This is a genomic window from Janthinobacterium sp. GW460-12-1-14-LB5, from assembly GCF_059423585.1.
Genome location: NZ_JBWKYD010000015.1, coordinates 172422 through 190974, shown reverse-complemented (window position 1 = coordinate 190974; position 18553 = coordinate 172422). Strand labels below are relative to the sequence as shown.

The 18553-nt window shown below is 56.6% G+C and carries 11 protein-coding genes; 4 read left to right on the top strand and 7 right to left on the bottom strand.

The window, feature by feature from the left end; all coding sequences use genetic code 11:
• A partial coding sequence (locus AC07X6_RS17275) for a carbohydrate-binding protein (RefSeq protein WP_494791769.1) occupies window positions 1-335 on the bottom strand: 335 nt, incomplete at its 3' end.
• 272 nt (window positions 336-607) lie between these two features.
• Window positions 608-2212 (bottom strand): PA domain-containing protein, encoded by a 1605-nt coding sequence (locus AC07X6_RS17270; protein ID WP_494791768.1) that lies wholly within the window; start codon window positions 2210-2212, stop codon window positions 608-610.
• Between the two features lie 211 nt (window positions 2213-2423).
• Here AC07X6_RS17270 and AC07X6_RS17265 point away from each other — a divergent pair, with 211 nt between their 5' ends.
• The 3 genes from AC07X6_RS17265 to AC07X6_RS17255 all read left to right on the top strand — a co-directional run bounded on the left by AC07X6_RS17265 (window position 2424) and on the right by AC07X6_RS17255 (window position 5156).
• Entirely contained in the window at window positions 2424-2807 is a 384-nt protein-coding gene (locus AC07X6_RS17265; RefSeq protein WP_494791767.1) for a hypothetical protein, read from the top strand.
• A gap of 706 nt (window positions 2808-3513) precedes the next feature.
• Window positions 3514-4431 (top strand): hypothetical protein, encoded by a 918-nt coding sequence (locus AC07X6_RS17260; protein ID WP_494791766.1) that lies wholly within the window; start codon window positions 3514-3516, stop codon window positions 4429-4431.
• A gap of 233 nt (window positions 4432-4664) precedes the next feature.
• Window positions 4665-5156, top strand: a complete 492-nt coding sequence (locus tag AC07X6_RS17255) for a helix-turn-helix transcriptional regulator (RefSeq protein WP_494791765.1) — start codon at window positions 4665-4667, stop codon at window positions 5154-5156.
• A 175-nt stretch (window positions 5157-5331) separates the two neighbouring features.
• On the opposite strand, the gene AC07X6_RS17250 is transcribed toward AC07X6_RS17255, so the two are convergent.
• From AC07X6_RS17250 to AC07X6_RS17235, 4 genes are all read right to left on the bottom strand, one after another.
• On the bottom strand, window positions 5332-7098 hold the full coding sequence (locus tag AC07X6_RS17250; protein ID WP_494791764.1) for a UvrD-helicase domain-containing protein: 1767 nt from the start codon (window positions 7096-7098) through the stop codon (window positions 5332-5334).
• Between the two features lie 2 nt (window positions 7099-7100).
• Entirely contained in the window at window positions 7101-8909 is a 1809-nt protein-coding gene (locus tag AC07X6_RS17245; RefSeq protein WP_494791763.1) for an ATP-dependent nuclease, read from the bottom strand.
• Between the two features lie 419 nt (window positions 8910-9328).
• Window positions 9329-9607, bottom strand: a complete 279-nt coding sequence (locus AC07X6_RS17240) for a hypothetical protein (protein ID WP_494791762.1) — start codon at window positions 9605-9607, stop codon at window positions 9329-9331.
• A gap of 218 nt (window positions 9608-9825) precedes the next feature.
• Complete coding sequence (locus AC07X6_RS17235) at window positions 9826-10854, bottom strand: DNA-binding protein (RefSeq protein ID WP_494791761.1); 1029 nt, start codon at window positions 10852-10854, stop codon at window positions 9826-9828.
• Between the two features lie 91 nt (window positions 10855-10945).
• On the opposite strand from AC07X6_RS17235, the gene AC07X6_RS17230 reads away from it, so the two are divergent.
• A complete protein-coding gene (locus tag AC07X6_RS17230) occupies window positions 10946-12061 on the top strand; it encodes a site-specific integrase (RefSeq protein ID WP_494791772.1) in 1116 nt (371 codons plus the stop codon).
• 479 nt (window positions 12062-12540) lie between these two features.
• Here the strand turns inward: AC07X6_RS17230 and AC07X6_RS17225 are convergent, their stop codons facing one another.
• Window positions 12541-18504, bottom strand: coding sequence for an ATP-binding protein (locus tag AC07X6_RS17225; RefSeq protein ID WP_494791760.1), 5964 nt, complete (start codon window positions 18502-18504; stop codon window positions 12541-12543).
• Between the last annotated feature and the right edge of the window lie 49 nt (window positions 18505-18553).

Sequence of the window (18553 nt, the reverse complement as noted above, 5' to 3'; positions counted from 1 at the left end):
GTGGGAGTTGGCGTAGGCGTTGGGGTGGGGGTGGGAGTCGGTGTCGGTGTGCCGCAGTCTCCCACCACCGTCCATGGCTGGCCGCTGCCGGCGGCGCCGCTACTGGTCGATGGGTTATTGCCTTGCGTCCACCAGTTGGCCGTGTAATTGACGTTGTTATAACTGGCCTTGCCGCCGCCATTGTAGGCGGTGCCGCTGTTCCATGGCGTGTAGCATGCCACCGCTTCGGCGGCGCCGGCCAGCAGCTGGCTCGCGCCCCCGCTGGATCCGTCGCCGCTGCCGCCGCCGCAAGCGGCCAGGCTGCCGCCGAAGAGGGTAAGGATGAGGGTATTCATGACTGTCCGGTTCATTGCATCTCCTTGTGTTTTTTTTCATGGCCGAGCCGGTTTATCACCGTCCGATTTTTCAGAGTGCAAGCATTGCAAGTGGTAGTCAACTGGTTTTATTCTTTGCGCAAGATCACAATACCAGTCGAAGTGTTTCCCCAGAGGATGGGCGATGCGGGCCATACCAGTGCCTGTTTCCGAGTGCGCTGGTATGGTGTACGCAAGAGCGCCGGGAGCAGGGCGGGGAAGGGAGGCGGACGCCGGGCAAGCTCTTGCGGCGGCTACGGCGCTGTTTCCTTGCGCAAATCGGCATACGGCACGCGCGACAGGTCCAGCAGCATCTGCGTCAAGGCCACGGTTTCGCGCTGCATCAGCCGGTAATCCGTCTGGGTCACCGTGCCGATGCCATAGCTGAACTGGTAGGTCGGCGCCTTGACGTAACTCATCATAGGTATGCCTTGCGCAGCCCGCAACGTCCGGCCTGCATCGGGCCAGGCGGCACCCTTCGCACTGCCATCGCCGCCGGCATTGGCAGGCGGCAGCACGAACGCGGGTGCCACATTGGCGTGCCTGAGCATGGCGGATGCTGCGGCCATCAGGGCCGGTGTGCGCGGCGAAAACAGGACGGCCGGTTCGGACCTGCCCGTGAGATGCAGGTAGCCGTCGCTGTCGGGCAGCACTTCCATCGCCCCCAGTTGCCCGATGGTGAGCATCGCGGCCATGCGCTGCGTCAAGCCGTCGTCCTTGTGCCGGTCCATGAACTGCCCGATGCCCGCGCCGCCCGCGAGATGACCGCCCGTCAGCAGCAGCATGACGCTGCGCGGCAAGCTGTCCTGCGGCAGGCGCGTCAGGTACTGGGCGATGCCGACGATGGCGTTCGGCCCATTGGTTTCCAGCCCGTTCGTGCCATCCGTATAGCTGTTGAGTACCATCAATTCCTCGGACTTGCCGGGGATGATGCCGATCAAATTGCGCGTCTGCACCTGCCGCACGGTGGCCGCCATGGTCAGCCGCAATACAGGCGCCGTGCCCGCCAGCACGCGTTCGCGCAGGCGCTGGCCACGGCCACGGTCGATAAACACGCCTGGCAGCTGGCGCACCACGCCGTCGCACGGCGCATACAGACCGTCCGCCGACAAGGAAGGCGTATCCAGAATCACGATCACGCCCGCCGCGCCGGCCGCCTGCAGGCTGTCCAGCAGCGAAATGAACGGCCCCAGCATCTGGAACGGACGCGCATACGGCGTGTCCGCTTCCATGGCGTGGTCCGGGTCGTGGACGTGCATGGCCGCCTGGTGGAAAACCTGGCCCGTCCACGCCGCTTTGGGCATCTCGACGAGCACCAGCTTGCCCGCCAGGCTGGCATCCGGCTTGCTATCTGGCGCCAGGTAGACGATGCGTCCCGCAATGCCGGACGGCGGCGTGACGCCCGAATACGGAATGTAGCCAGCCGAAGGCAGCACGCCGGGCCGCTCGCCATCGAGCACTTCCAGGCCCCAGTGTTCCGCCTCCACCGACCATTGCCGCAAGTTCACCGGTTCAAAGCGCAGTTGTTTGACACCGGCGCGCAGCAGACGTTCATGCAGCGCGTCGATATAGGCTTCATGCCGGGGCGATCCCGTGGCGCGCAAGTTGCGCTCGTCGAGGTCGTATTGCCAGTCCACCAGCTGTTTCCTGGACAGCAATTGCGCGGCGTCGACCGTCACGGCAGCCGATGCAGGCAGGGCGCGCGCAGGCCATGGACCGGGCTTGCTGGCACAGGCGGACAAAGCTGCCGTGACAGCCAGCGCGGCGCCCACGCGCAGCAGACAGCGTGAAAGTTGGCAGGACGACAGCAAGATCCGACGTGCCCACGCCACGTAAATACATTGAGACTTTACCTTCATAATTACCTATAAACCCTTGATTTCATTGTTATGTTTAGTTGCGAAAGTCATCGAAGAAGTCAAGGCATGCCCGGCAGAGAGATAAGGCGGGCAATCTTACACGAGCAAGTAGCGGCACGCAGATTCTGCTGGAGCCGCAAACATTGCGCTGTGCCGTCGACGCACCGCATCCGCCGTGCCATGCCTGGCCGAGTCCATCGACATGATCCACATGGACAGTCTGGCCACGGCGCCATCCGAATACGCTGGCGCACGGCAGCCGTGGCAGATCGCGGCCGAAGTTGCGCGGCCACACAAACACGCCAGACCTGCGGCCAGGCACGACGCAAACCAGCGCTGCAACCTGGCAGGCCAGCGCGCAGACAGAACCGGCGGCATTGCACCGGTAGACGGGTGCGAAGCGCGCGGCAGCAAACGCCAGGAATCCTGCGCGCCAGCCTGGAACTGGCCAGCGTATCGAAGCGCAAAGGGACTGCGCGAAACCATGGGGAAAAAGTCCCGGCGCCAGGGGATGCGCAAAGGGCTAAAATCGCATTTGCGATTGTACAAGTTGCAAAAAGGGGCATTTGACGAATTCGTCCATAACTTCGCATAATTTATATTATGTCAAATGGCTAAAGTAGTGCAGAATCAAAGAGATACACCATCTTCCTAGAAAAAGTCTAGAGTACGCCGACAGCATTATGAGTACTCCCGCGACAGCATTCTAGGTACTTTGGGGTTTCAGGCCGAAAAAGATCAACTTGCTGTCGTGAATATCTAAGGATGAAAAAGATCAACTTGCTGTCGCACAGTGTCTCGACGAATCGACATTCTGCGATCTTTACGTCTCGTCCGAATGATTACGTAAGCACCAGTGTTGATTTGCACTGAAATCCGATCCACTTCACCCGTAATGGAACAACCAGCGCTTCGTTTTGTTCCATGCCGCGAAGACGCACATGGATCAAAACGGTCTTCTACGATATTTCCAGATCAATGGGTACTTTCATACTATTCCCGACGTTCATGGTCGCCTCTGCCGGACGTAGAGAAACTGAACGCATCCTTGCTCTTCTGAGGATTCCACTCCAAAAAAATCTGTATGAGCGCCCTGTTACCCGTCCATTTTTGCGAACCGCTTGCTATCAGGGCAGCATCTGGGATAATATTGATTAAGGCGTCCGCCTGAGTCCAGCGGCTCAAAAAAGACGGAATTTCAGTCACCGTACTACATACATCTTTTGATCCATGTGCGTCTTCGCGGCATGGAACAAAACGAAGCGCTGGTTGTTCCATGTCAGATATTCTGGAGAACACACATGATTACCAATTTTGGCGCTTTAGCCTATTCCATTCGTGTCGCCTCGCAAATCCGAGGCAAAGCCATCAAACTGGGCCACGCTCAACAACTTCTTGCTGCTGCCTTCGGCTACGGTAGCCTGGCAGGATACCAGCACCACTTGACAGCACGACGCGAGCCTGAGCAGATTGCATCAAACTGCCATCTAATTTTGGACGTGACGTTCCTACGAATGCGTAGCGACGAGCTGGAGCTGGACTTCGATGATGCAGCCCTTGTCGACTTGATAGCGGTAGCGTTTGCCACCCAACCACGTGGCGCCCGCATATACGATTCGGATGACGCTTTTTTCAATGAGATTCACGACACGGTTCAGCAGGTGGTGCTCAACGACGACAATGTGTCGAATCACACAGCTGATATGAATACCAATGGCGTGTCGGAGATTTACATGCCATTTGATTTCTCGTTCAACTTATTGCCTGAGATCGGCGAAAGGTTTGAAGTCGAGATCGCTGGCCATCTGTCCATGATTCCGGATGAGGAGCGCCCGTACTACGGCAACAAGGTAGACGTCGTTGCGGAATTGAGCATGGACCGTATCGGCCGCCGGATGATTTCTGATGTCACGGTAAGGATTCTGTCTGCGGAACCTGATGACAGCTGGGCAGACGATCAGCCACGTGGCCCGCTGCGTTCGCGCGCTGAAGCGTTTGGCGAGTTGCTCAAGATAGACCCTGCACTGCTGGTGCATCTCAGCAACTACGAAACTTGGGACGACACGGGCAATAGTGGCGAGGGCTTTTATGGTTACGTCATCGACTTCGCCAATGCCGACCCAGAGTCGGTCGTGCAGCTGATCCAGGCGAAGCACGGTACTCTAACTTTTAACGTCGGGCCTAACTTCTTCGAGGATCTCGAGTCAGAGGAGGACTAAGCCATGACAATTAGGACGTACCTGAGGCGCCCTCCTTTGCTTAACAGAGAGCAGTATTAACCCACATCTATAAAGAGACTCGACCTGTGCCGAGTCTCTTTTTTGCCTATCTGTCGGAGACAGGCACCTGTCGATGGTCTGCTAGCCCACACAGATCACATCGGCCTAAAACGCATTCCGCTTGCCACCAAAATAGATATAAAATATTTTGTACACTACAAAAACGGCAACTCATGAACCTCTACGAAGTCGGCAAAGCAGTCCGCGTCCGTCGCTTAGCTCTTGGGTTGACGCAGCTACGCCTGGCGCGGTTGGCTGGTCTGTCGCGCCAGACGGTGCAGCAACTGGAGGCTGGAACCATTGCCGACTTAAGTTTTGGACGCGTGGTGAAACTGCTGGGGATACTCGGACTCAGTTTTACCCCGCCGACGATCCAGGCCAGGGAGAAAAAACGCGGTTTATGGATGGCGGCAAAAAACGCGAGTGTCAGCTACAAGGGCGAGCTGACCAGCGAGCAGCTGCGGCAGGCCCTGGCTACCGGACAGGTGCCGACCAACCATCAATCGCAGTTACTGCACTTCCTGGACGAAACTCCCCTGCAGGTGGTGGTGATGGCGATCGAGGAAACCGCGCATCTGGAAGCGGTTCCACCGGCGCACATTTGGGCGCGCGTTGCCCAATTGACCCGACAAGTAGGTAGTGTGCGCAGCAATCTCTGGCTATAAACGTTATGTCAGCCAACCTGCCTCAGGTTTCAACCCACTTTCAGGCACACTACGTCCCTCAAGCATCCACTTTTCGAATGCAGCGCTGGGCACCGCCATTGGTCGATAAAGGGGCGGCGGCGCGTTGTGCCCTCTTTAACCGGTAATGGCCAACCACACGCTAAACGCTGAGCCATCACAGCTTTTCCCATTGATGGAGCCGGCATGCTGGCCATACGGGCGACAGAATCAGCAAGCGCCTGCTTGCGCGGGTGATGCCAACTCTAACTAAGCGACGGCTTTGCACGTAGGGGGCTGTATCGCCCCGCCAGAGGAAAGACGACGCGGGTCCGTCGTCGGCCTGGCGTATCTCGCGAATGAACACCACGCCATCAAATTGTTTGCCCTTGGCTTTATGTACGTTCATTACTTGAATACCTGGCGGCTCGGATATGCCGTCGAGTAACTGTTCCTGCGCCAATGCCGCATCCAGCGCAACACGGGCCCGCGTGTACGCACCAGCCCGTAACCACTCGTCAGACAAAGCCGCCGAGATGCGCTGGCCACGTCTAAAAGCGACAAGATAATCAAGTTGCGATGCACACCGTGTCAACTCATCTCGACCGCTAGAGCGCAAGTGTCGCTTTACCTGCAGCCAGTCTGCCTGCGGGTCACCCGTCAATCCATTGCTTCGTAATTGCCCTAGGATATCGCGCAATGCGGCAACCAGTTTAATGTTCACCGCTTTACCGGCTCGGATCGTAGCGGCTTGCTGCAGCAATTTGTCGACGGCCACCTTCGCGCCGCCGGTGGATCTTCTCGCTGCGGCAATTAGTTCCATGCAGGTCGCAATATCAAGCGCCTCTACATCTTCCAGCTTCGGTTCCAGTAGAAAAGCTGCCAACCGCCCGCTCAGTAGCGCTTCTGCCTCGTCGAACAACAACTTGTGCCGCACGACTTTACCCGGATTACTTCCCAAGCCATTGAGCGCGTTCGACACCTTTAGCGCACCACTCTTGCTCATTGTAAGTAATGCCACGGTACTAATGGGCCCCTTGCCATCCGCCCGCATATTGAGAAACAGATTGCTCAGCGCGCGGCGCAGCAGATGATTCCAATTCGGAGCTTGCTTGCCAACCCCATACGACATCGACGTCACGCCGGAATAGGCGCCGGGTTTGACTGCTCCAGCCAGAAGATCATTTCCAAGGGCTAGGATTTGGGTTCCGGGACTACGATGATTGTCATTGCCTAGGTCTGCCTCCAATGGCTGCAGCGCGTGACGAATGCTGCGAATCCGCTCTGGTCCTACGCCGGGAAGGAAGTCGAATATCTGCTGTTCCAGATCCGCCAAGCAAACGACTTGAGTATGTGAAGCGAGTAATTCGATGCAGCGCCAAGCATCGTCGCCAGTGTCTTGCGCCTCGTCTACGATTACCAGGGGATAGGTCATCGCGACCTGCGTCCTGACATTTGAACTGGCGCCAAGAAGTATTGCGGTATTCGGCGCGAACAGATCGAAAGCGACCCTGCCCTCTTCCCGAAACAATCGCTCACGCTCCTGGGTCCAGCCGCCCCACTCAGCGTCATCCTTGTTAATGCCGCCGTTGATAGCCTTTTCGTCTTGCGGCAGCAGGATGGAAAGCTTCTTTGGGGCACCCAAAAGATAACCATGAACCTTCAGCTGACTCCAGAAGAACGAATGGAACGTCTGGACAGACAAGGCCGCAAGGTCAGATTTAGACACCATCAGATTCGCGGCATCCAGAACACGGGCCACAGCCGCTCGAGAAAAACTGAGAAACAAGATAGACTGCCCCGGCACCAGGCCTTCCCGAATTCGCTTCAGGGCTTTGTTCAAGGCTAGCGTTGTCTTGCCGCTGCCCGGGCCACCAAGTACCATTGCGTGTCCAGTACACGCCAGAATTAGGTTGCGTGGATCGACAGGCTCGGCGTCCATCATGCTTACTGCTCCCCGCCGGCACTATCAATAGGCTGTCTACCTGCGCCGTCGCCGGCCGGCGGCTGCTCGATCATCGCAGCATATACCTGGTACAAGAAAGTCATAACAGAAACAGGCAACTCTTTGTATTCGCATTCATCAAATAGCCGTGCGGCCCAGCCAGCGCCTTTGCTACTTTTCAGCGCGCTGCGTGCCAGCGTGCGTATCCCTCCCTCATCGGGGCGTTCGAACGGAATGCCGATATGTGCCCCTTCTCCATCGCGCAGCGCGGTAAGGAACATCCACAGGCGATCGGCCGGCATTTCTTGGGCAATCAAATCCTCGAAGCCGCGGTGCGTATGCTCCGTGTTGATGTCATAGTGAGCCGCAAATGCGTCCTTCTGAGCTTGCTGTCGATTCGCCACCAGATCGTAAAAGGCGAAGGTCTTTAACCCCAAAGTCTTGAAGAACTTGCCAAACTTAGGTACGTTTGATTCACCATAGGCGTAAAAGAACGTGGCTCCTGAAATGTCCAGCGGCATGAATCCGAGACCACATTCCTCAATACGTCGCGCGGCGACCGGTAAAGCATGGAATTCCGTCAGGCCTTCCAATACGATGGCTGCTTTGCCCAGCATGCATTCGCATAAGCCCCAACGGGCATACTGCTTGAACTCTTTGTCTGACAGGCCGCTTGCTTCCGATACTTTTCGAGCCGTGACGACACCGTTGTCTCGGCTAAGAATCAGGGTGTTGCTGGGTTCGAACCGTTCGATGACGAACGGCGAATGCGATGTGACGAACGCCTGCGTTGTCTTTTCCAATAGATAATGCGTGATACGGCGCTGCGTGTGCGGTGGCACAGCGATTTCCGGTTCCTCCATCGCGAAAATCACCGACTCCGGTTTCATCTCCGCGATGATGGTAAGTAAAGCCAACACCAAGGTATTCAGCGTGCCGGTTCCCGCGTGGGCGAACGGCACATGCTCCTGATCCGGTGTTAATGCCAGGAAAAATGCCATGGTCTTGCGCAAGTGATCGCGCGTCAGTTCCGAAACGTGCAATTTCGTGGCATGCCCGTTGGCGCCCATCGGGATATAGCGCGACAGGCGCTCCTCTATCTCCCGGAGTACTGGCGTAATTTCCGCCGCGTCATCTTCCAGATCCAGCGCGCGCAAACGCTGGATCGATTTTTCCCAAAGTGATGTACGGATACCCTTGGCCCGCAAAATGACATCCAGCAGGCTGCCGCGCTCCAAACTTAATGCGCGGCTTCCGGTTCGCAGCGCGCGCAGGTACAGAAACCCGAATAGTCGCTTGATCGGGCGTGGCACGCCCTTCAATTCACCCTCTTCCGCATCCGGGCTATGCGAGAAGTAGGTCCGCGCAATGAATTCATCTTCTTCGATATCATACGTGCCCCGTGTTTCCATCCGTAGGCAAGGTACGACAAGCGGGGCATGATTGATCGCTGCTTCGCCATTTACCAGCAGGCGCTTTTCCACGGTATGCCAGTATTCGATGTGCCCGCCACACTTCATCAACACTTCGTCACCCGGTTCGATCAGGATCACTTCTACGCGCAGCTGCGTCAGGATCGGTGGCGCACCTTCAACTGCAACTGGGGTGAGGTAGTGGGCGTTATAGAAGTCAAATTCGTCGATAGCCGACACCCGGTTCAGACGGTCCGGTCCAAGGACCAGTTCGAGTGCTTCGCATATCGTGCTTTTACCAGCATTGTTCGTGGCTACCAGCAAGGTATGCCCGTCAAACAGGAGTTCAGCGGACCGGATGCCGCGGAAATTCTCTATCTTTAATCGTACGACCTGCACGGCGTCTCCTCGAAATCGATGCAAACCATGTCAGGCAATGCTGGACAAACACACCCACAGTAAAAAATTTCCTGCCAGCTATTATGATTGACCAAAATCAGCGAAATCTCACGAATAGTCACACGAGCCTAGGTCGTACGCGTGTAGTCCCGGTGTCGCGCACAGCAACGGCTGATCCGCAAGCAGCCAGGTCTGCCTTCGGTAGCATATAAGTTGTTGCCTGAACTTCATCATTCAGTATGCAGTTGCATTCGATGATTCTGCGCCACGGAAACCGTGTTTGGTGTCGATACTCTGATCAGAGTCATTTGAAATTCGACTTTCCTGAGGCTGGCCTTTAAAGCCAGCTTCAGGAACGAAAATACCTTGTTTTGACTGACGGCCGAACCTGTATCAAAGCTCCGTCAGTCAAGGTTCGGTTAGCGTTTCTTGTCCGACTGCGATACCAGCGAGCCAGCGAGCGATCTGGTGGTAGATGCTGAAGTGGCGTTCTGAAGCGCCGTGGACGCTTTCGCTTCCATCGCCTTGCCCGTCACTTTTTGGGTGCCAGATTGCGCCAGTGCGCTACCTGCCAAGCTACGTTGCAGTGCCGAAGCGTTCGGGTTGCTGAGCGTGCGCCCTGCGGTAGTGGCGACCTTGCCACCAGTGGTTTTACCTGCCATGCATTTCTCCTTAAAAAGAAAATCAGAGATACCCATATCTAGTATATCTATTAGATATTCACACTATAGGTAGTATTTTTCCAAATGCAAGTAATTTATTGCCAACAGGAAGAATATGAAATGTGGGAGCTATTTAGTCATTGGTATCGATGCAAAGACACCGAGATTGTTTGGCTTCACATCAAAAAATCCTTAGCTAGCAGAAAAGGCATCAAATTGTTATGTGGATTTCGAAAAGTGATTTTACGGGATGGCTACATGGTGCCATGATGCTCTGCTTTCGAGCGGCGGGCGGTCAGTTCACGAATAGTGTCCTGCTGTGAAACCAGCGTTGCTTGCGCCGTCCCTAATGCAGCCTCCAGCGTGCGCGACTGATTTGACAGCACCTCGGTTTGCGCTGCCGCATTCACCAGTTGCCCCTCAAGTGCCTCTATCAGCCGCTCGTTGCTGGCGATCTGAGCCAACAACCCTTCGACTTGGTGCGCGGAACTTTGACTGGTGGCAACCTGCTCGGCTAATCGGCGCCCTGCTGCCTGCTCATCGTACAGCGACTTTTCGGCCTGGGAGAGCGCAGTAACCAGCCGCGCACCTTCCTGATTTAAGCGAGTCGCTTCTTCCTGCTTTTGTACAAGGCTATGTTGCTGTTGTCGCAACTCTGCTTGCACCTGTTGAAGCTGTTGCTCATGGCGCCGCAGATCCTGGTCACGTTGTTCTTTGACCGATTGCCTGTAGTGTTCTAAGGAGTTGCGTGCATGTGTATGCTTTTCTTCCAGTGATTGCCGGTGCACCTCGTTGTCGGCCAAGCGCTCCTGGAGGTCAGCCACCTGCTGTTGCGCAATGTGTCGCGAGATCGCTTCCTCTTGCAGACGGACATTGGTGACGACATGCATTCGCGCTATTTCTTCGACGCGCTCCCTGGCCTGGCGCAGTTGCTCCTCCAACGAACCCAGCTCCTGCTGCAAGGCAGCCAAGTTTACCGCATGCTCCTGATCTTTCTGAAGACTGACCGCTTCAATCACTGACACCCGTTCATTCGCTTCCTCATGCAATCGCGCTGCCAGTCGCGTCACGATATCCTGCAGCGCATCGCTGATCGACACTTTGCGACCATCGATGCTCCCCTCCTCCGCTTCCAGTTCTTTCAGATATTTGTGGATAGTGGTTTTGGAGCCCGTGTTGCCCAACGCAACACGCACTGCGTCAACCGAAGGGTGACGCCCCTGCGCGAGCAAGGCATCGCGTGCCTTTTTGACATCCGAATGATACAGTCCGGCACGAGCCATCGCCATTCCATGAAATAAGATAACGTCTTACATACCATGTAATTACATACCATTTTTGGCGATTATCAAGGCGAGATTCTGCTTGAAATTGATGCCGGATAATGTATTCTTATCCTGTGTGAGGCTGAAATTTATGCAGTTTTTGACCACTGCATCTATACATCTAGCCGGAATGCCAGACAAACACGGCATAGCTCTTTTTGCCAACGACCACATCACTGTCCTTGCCCGCCGCCGTCCTTCGGCTTTGCCTGCCATGTCTGATATCGATCGCTTCCTGCAGGCTGCCACGCGCGAAAATACCCGGCAGAGCTATCAAAGCGCTATCCGCGACTTCGAGGTGGAATGGGGCGGTTTTTTGCCGGCCACGCCTGATAGCGTTGCGCGCTACTTGGCCAACCGAGCCGACAAACACGCCGCCAACACCCTCCGTCAGCGTTTGGCCGCATTGGCCAGGTGGCATCTTGATCAAGGTTTTCCAGATCCGACCAAGGCACCTGTGGTACGCCAGGTCTTGCGTGGCATCCAGACCATGTACCCAGTCCAGGAAAAGCGGGCAAAACCATTCCAGATCGATCAACTCATAGTGGTCGATAGCTGGTTGACGACCCGAGCTGACACGGCGCAAGCGCAGGGAGCACTAGGGAACGAGTTGCGCTACCGTCGCAACAAGGCGTTGTTTCTGCTCGGATTCTGGCATGGGTTTCGCGGAGACGAACTAACCCGCCTGCAAATCGAGCACGTTCTCATCACCCCCGGCGAAGGGATGACTTGCTTCCTGCCGCGCACCAAAGGGGACCGCCAGTTTAAAGGCGGCAACTTCAAGGTGCCACTTCTATCGCGCCTGTGCCCGGTCACCGCTTACGATGAGTGGATTACAGCAGCGGCATTGCCGGACGGTCCTGTGTTCCGCGCGATTGATCGCTGGGGTAACATCCGCGCTAGCGGCCTCAATATTGACAGCTTGGTTCCGCTCCTACGCGCTATCCTGCACGATGCCGGCGTCGTCGAGCCTGATCTGTACAGTGCACACTCATTGCGGCGAGGCTTTGCCAGCTGGGCGACAGCCAATGGATGGGATTTGAAAACACTGATGGAACACGTTGGTTGGAAAAATTCCCAGTCCGCGATGCGCTACATTGATAGTGAAGATTCCTTTAACCAGCGCCGTATCGAGCATGCCTTGGAGCCTATTGCGAAAAAGTGACTAGGCCCCTGCTGTCCCAATTAGAAAAAACATCCGCTGAACGTCAAATGTTTGAAATCAGCGCCCGGTCCAACTTAACAAGCCCAAGTTTACATCAATAAAAATGTCATAGGCTGTCTACGTAGGCTGGCCTCGTCTGGTCGTTTGTACTTAATGACTGCACAGTCCAGAACAAAGCAAAATTGCCTACAAAGTGGGCCATCGGTGTAAATTGGGGTGGAAACTTTAATGATGTGAACGACGCCAGCGTGCGACGTGCATGGCATGTCATCATCCTATTGAAAGGATCATGAGCTGTTCGCTCCCGATGGTCGCTGACGGGAAGCAGATAATGTCGGCGCGCTGGGTACTTCATTTCAACCATTTTAAGTGGTGATTTTTTAGCCGAACTGGACGCGCGCCTTGATACCCTCACCTGCGCAATGCTGCACGAGCGGATCAGATCCTGCAACACTTAGCGTAAAGTAAACGGAATTGAATTAGCGTGAGCTGGAAAGATCGTCAATGCCGGTAGCAAAATTAAATCGGTATTTATCACCGTCATCGCGGTCTCGTGCCGTACGCTGCGCATGGATGCGGATCTGCAGCTTCCCAGCGATTGCCTCCAATTGAAGAAGACCAGACGCCGTCAGTTGCAAATAAGTGCCCTCGCTCCAAGACGCATCTTCATCCACATCGATCGTACTGCCCTCCCTCCACCACACAATATGCCCCATCGCATCGCCGCAGTCATCAACATAAGTGATCGTCGGCCCGTACTCAACATTCCAATTCAAATGCTGCAACCATTCTGGACAAATACAAAACGCGACGTGTGGCATGCCAGGCCAATAACTGAGGGATAGACGACGCACCAAGAACGGCGCAGGCTCACTCGAGAGCGCAACAATCTGACCAACCCAGATAGCACGATCAGGTAGAAGATCGTCGATTTCCCAAGTAGAAAAATCGACGGCGCCAGCCCATGTTGGCACCCGCACGCGGATCGAGTTGTAATGGCGGCGGGTCTTGCGCACATTGAATTCGCTGACTTCGGCTATCACGTAGCTGCTCGCCATCCTAATCGGCAATATGTCTACATCCACTGCCGGCAGCCAGCTCTCCTCCAACGCTGCATATCTAGACTCGCTGTCATCCGGCCGCATGATGATCGCAGGTCTAATGGCAGCTTGCGAACTAACGAAGGGACTATGCGCAAACCCCATATGGTGCAACAGAATGCCCGGTGGGGCAGGCAACGCGCGGGCGCGCGCCAATTCCCCAGCGACGTTCCTCAGTGCCCGCGCGGCGACAACCATATGAGGACGCGCATAGGCAATTTTCATGTCCAGTTGACGGAGACGGGATTCGAATGCCTTTGAAGCTGAATTTCCGAAGGTTTCCAGACCGCCCCATGAATCGATCAGCATAGCGGCGCGGCAGCGGATATGCGTGGGCGAGATGGCGCCCTTGGCGATCGCCCTGACGAGATCTTCGTAAGCGCGTGTCCAGCCAAACGGTGACTTCACCAGCATGGCGCTGGTGTGTGGGTCGTAAAGTTCCTCGGGGGCGGAAGACTCGATTTCACCGAGATCCAACGAATAGAACATTGGTACGGGCGTTTGCGCGGGCGCAATGGGTAGCGCGAGCGCCCGCGCCAACTGTCGGGCGATGGTGGAGACGGCATAGTCATCGTGATTCGTCAACGAGACGACCTGAAGACCGAGGCCGCCCATGTGTCTCGTCGACGGCTGGCATGCGAGCAATTGTAAGCCGATAGCGGGGTGATCGTCATGGCCTGAGAGAAGTAGGCGCATAAGCTCCGCAAAAACTGGATGCCCGGCTTCTACTGCGTCCAATTCGGTGGAAGCAACATAGGCATGCCAACGCAAGTCGCTGATGCCGATATCCATTGCCCAGATAAGAAGGCGTGCCAAGAGGCCGGAGTCGTCCATTGAGATGGGTGCCGCCGCAGCATCTCCAACCCCAAGACTAAATTCGCGCGTGGACATGATCTGGTCCTGCGCGCATTCCCACATGGCGGCCCAGTCCGGCTCCGCCGTGATTACAAGAAAAATGTCGTCAAATTCCGTGAGTAAGCTACGAATGGATTCGTGTTCCGCTGCGACAGTATTGACGAAGTCCGCATAGGCGGCCGCGTGAACAGCAGGTCCATCAATACGCAGCTTTGAACGAAGATATCGAAAACGATTGCCCCCGAACCATGTAGACCACGTTGCTTCCGGATCCGAAATGGAATAGCCGGCTAAGAGTCGCCGCGCATTCCCCGAATCGCCGGCGTCCATGGCCACATCGATGAGAGCGGCGCGGGCGCGTGATTCATTCTGAATGCCTACCCATTTCTCGAAAAGTTGCGCCGCAAGCGGGTAGTTACTTGTGCAAACCAGACGCTGAAATGCACGCCCGGCCTCATAGCCAGGCGCTGAACGCCCCTCACGAATCTCTTTTTCGATGTCGGCCGCCAAGGCTTCCATTGAAGTCACATCTGAATGACGCATGTCCGACGAGGTGCGCGCCGGCGGGGGGCATTCGGTGCGCCAACGGACGAGAGCGGCATCGATGTCCGTGCAACGACAGGCCCGTCTCGCTGCTGCAAGGCGCAAGTGATCAAGCAGAGATACGCGGACGTCCGTACGTGCTTCGACCTGTATGTGTCGGAGCAGGGTATCGCACACCGCGCTTACCTCGGACGCCAGAGCGGAGTCAACGACGAGATCGATGAAATCGCCCTGCTCGGATTCCCGGTAATATGGTGCTTTGTAATAGGGAAGAGTTAATTGGCACCAGACGGGAACTGCCGCAGGCACCATGTCCGGGCGCCTGCGAACAAGGCCTTGGAGCACAGCGTCCACCATGTGAGCCCAGCCAAGAGTGCCGAGTTCCGCAAGGCTCAGTAAACTTGACCATGCTGTCGTCGCGTCGCAAAGTGCCGCCTCTTTGACCACAGTACTGGCGATGCGGAAGGCAGAAGAGTCACCTTCCGTGTCCATCATGCCCGCCAGGAGGCGCAACATGATATCTAGCCGGCGCGCGCGATCTTCGGGCGCGCTCCGATTTGCCAAGGCAAACAAGTCACGCCAGATCACATACTGGGGATCTTTTTTCGGCGGAAGGCTAAAGCCGAGGGACTCTTGGGGAATTTGAACAAGCAACGATAGCGCTTGCGTCCGGTTACCCGTCTCACTATACGCGCACGCCAGATTAGCCATCGCCGAGATCTGCTGCGCCGGCGTTTGACCATGCAGGCTGGCTGCCACCACTCCGAGGCGACGGGCAGCCGTCGCGCTATCGCGAGTATGGCGGTAGATGGCGAGGGCGGCCGTGCGCAGGAGGTCGTCACGCATTTCTCCGCCAACGGGCGCACCCACCAGAAACTCCTCTACGGAGCCGCTGACGGCGTCAAGCGCATCCTGTCCGCTATTGGCGGCTGCGTCCACCAGCATAGAGATCAAAGCGGGGGCAGCGCGCACCGCTTGGTGGAAAGCGTAAAAGTCGCCTCCGCGTTGCGGCTTCAATCTGGTCAGATAGACCAAGGCTGAACGCGCCACACGCGCAATTTCTTCCGCAAGTGTTACGTCAGGTGTGCGGCGCGATCGCGCCAAAAGCTTACCCAATGCTTCCGCATGATGTTGCAAGGGGCGTAGCAGATCGTTCTCGGGGCGAGGCAAATCCGGCACATGTTTTTCAATCAGAACTGCCAATTCGAAGTGTTCACTGACAGCGCGAACGAGGTGCGGCGGGACATCGGGCTCAGTGACGTTATCCATTTCTGCCAACGTCGGTGCCAACAGCTGCCCAAAGAGACTTTCCGCGAGTGCGCATCCACCCTGGCGGGATGCCAACAAGGCAGCCCTGCGGCGCCAGCTGTTGGGCGTGTCGTCGAATCCGGGGTACTGAATGGCACGCTCAACGCAGGCCAATGCTGGTCGAGCATTTCCACGTTCGAACGCATCAATGCCAGCTCGGAGGAAAACGGATGCGCAATCGGTGGGAGTGAGATGGAATTGCGCGCAAACGGTTTCGATGTCCGCATCCTCTTGTGTGTCAACGATGGCCAGCACGGCTTCGCTCCGCAAGGCAGCAGCGAGCGCCGTCTCCTCGTCTTCCTCGCTCTCCTCGTGTGCGGCACGTGCGGCCAGAACCAATCGGTCGATGGCTTTCAATATCTGGTCTGGCGCACGGAAATGGATTACGCGACGCACCCAGTCGCGCATCTCTTCGAAACGCATGTAACCACTATAGTGGTGTTCACGTAGCAAATCCTGGATTGGGTCCAAGATATCGAATATGGCGCGCGCGCGTTCGGGTTGACCCGAGGTGATCAGCGCATCGACGACCGTGTAGCCATTGCTTGGCACTTGTTCGACGAGCGCCACGGCACCGTCAATATCCCCGACGGCGAGCAGAGCATCGATAATCTCGGGGACCTCTTCATAGGCCGCCCACCGCCGATCCATTTCGTCGAAGATCAAGAGAATCTGAAATAGCTTGACGTGATGGTCGTCGCCTTGCGCCGACATTGCAGCCAGGCGCAAGTCGGCACGCATCTCTGAAAACGGACGGCGTTCGACGAACTGCTCGCGAAACCGCTGCGGTGTGCATAACGCAAGTGCGGCATTGTGCGAGTTTGCGCGCGCGAGGTAGCGTAGTTCAAGCCAGTGTTGAGGACACGTAGGCTTGGCTTCGCGGGCGAGTGCTGCGAGGTCGGTATAGAGCCTGATGGAATAGTCAAAGTCGGGGCGACCGAAGCGCAACTTTGGTTGCTCGCGAATGAACAGTCGGAAACTATTATGAAAGACTTCCCACCCATGGAGTCCGTCCGAAAGTAAATGCCGAGCGGCTGCCAGCGCGCGTTCAATGGCTACCTCGGGCACTTTTTTGGCAAGCAATTCGAATGGCATCGGCGCCTCGGAACGCGCCAAATAGTCCAACACAAGCCGGGCGTTGTCGTCGTCGACCACGCTTCTCCAAGCGGCTTGATAGACCGTCGCCAAATCGCCTTGAAACGACAGGTCACCACCGAGCAAGGCAGCACGCGTAGGCAGATCCGCCGTCCGCAAAGCCTCTACCAGATAGCGCGTTACGAGTGGGTGTCCATGCGAGTTGTCGTAGAGCCGCGTGCGATCGACGTCCCGATCCAGGCCCATCAAGTCGGCCATTCGTGCTACCGCCTCGAGCGATAGCGGCGCCACACGAACCTGTCGCGCTAGCGTCGCCGCTTGCTCGCGGACGGAAGGCGGCAAATCATCGAGCTCGACGCGCTGCGTGCCGAGCAAGAATAAAACCCCATCAGGAACAGCGGCAGGTAAAGGAAACTCGCAGAGAAACGAACGTTGTGGTCGCTCTTCGCGCGGGACATGGTCAAGCCCATCGACGACGATCAAGGTACGAATGCCATCGTTGTGAAAACGCTTTCCCGCCGCAGCCAGCAAGGCTTCGAACTGTTCTCGACGCTGAGTCAATGAATCATCATGGGCTCGCAACCCGCCCAAGCCCGTTCGGCGCAGCTGGGTGGAAACATCGTCTAGAAAATCGTCGGCTTCGCCGCGGCCGACGCCTTGCACAGCGTTCGGAATGTAGGCAAGGTAACGCGCCACGTACAACTGCGGTTCGCCTTCAAGGGCGATCTGCAAGAGCGTCGATTTACCCGCACCTGGCGGGCCAATCAAACTCACGTACCCACTCTGATGTTCCTTGATGGCCGTACGCAATTGCGTTTCGGTCTCTTCATTGCGCTGCACATAGGCACCCACCGGAAAATGGTGGACGCGGCGCGGAATAGAGTCATCATTCCATCCGAGTTCGTTAAGTATATCTGCGCGCGACCAGCGGTCGCGATCTCGTATATCCGTAACTAAGCGCGGAAGAAGCGTAGCGATTTGATCGACTAGACGCATTTCATCTTGCCGAAGACGGTGGACGCGTCCGAAATCGGCCGCCGTGCTGGAAATGATCCGCAGTGCGCCCAAAAACTGCTCGAAGTCTTGTTCATCAAGTCCTGACTTCCTTTCCAGCGCGTCGATGAAGGGACGCCAGCGGCTAGCGCGCCACTGAGCCAAAGTGGGCGATGGCACGGCCGTATATTCGAGAAGGAAGGTCGCGCTGTCTGAGTCCAAATCATCGGTCAATTTGTCGTCGACCATGGCGTGATCGTTCGTCACTAGGCGCACTTCGACAGACCTGCCATCGCTACTGGCGCACAACTGACGCCACGCCTTGGCCAAAGGGACGAGCAGGCCTGAGGCGCCCATAAGCAGCGTACTCAAACTAAAGCGACCCGGCAGACGGGACGTCTTGAACTGGTGGCCAATGACGCGGTCCGGAAAGCCCAGCACAATGTCGTCCGCGATACCTGCAGCACGATCGGCAACGCCAACCCACTCGAGTCCGCCACACTGCAAACCAATATAGGCAAGAACTGCCGCTTGATCGTATTGGCGCATATAACCCCGCATTGCCTGACGCTCGCCCTCAGCGGGTACCTGGGAAGAA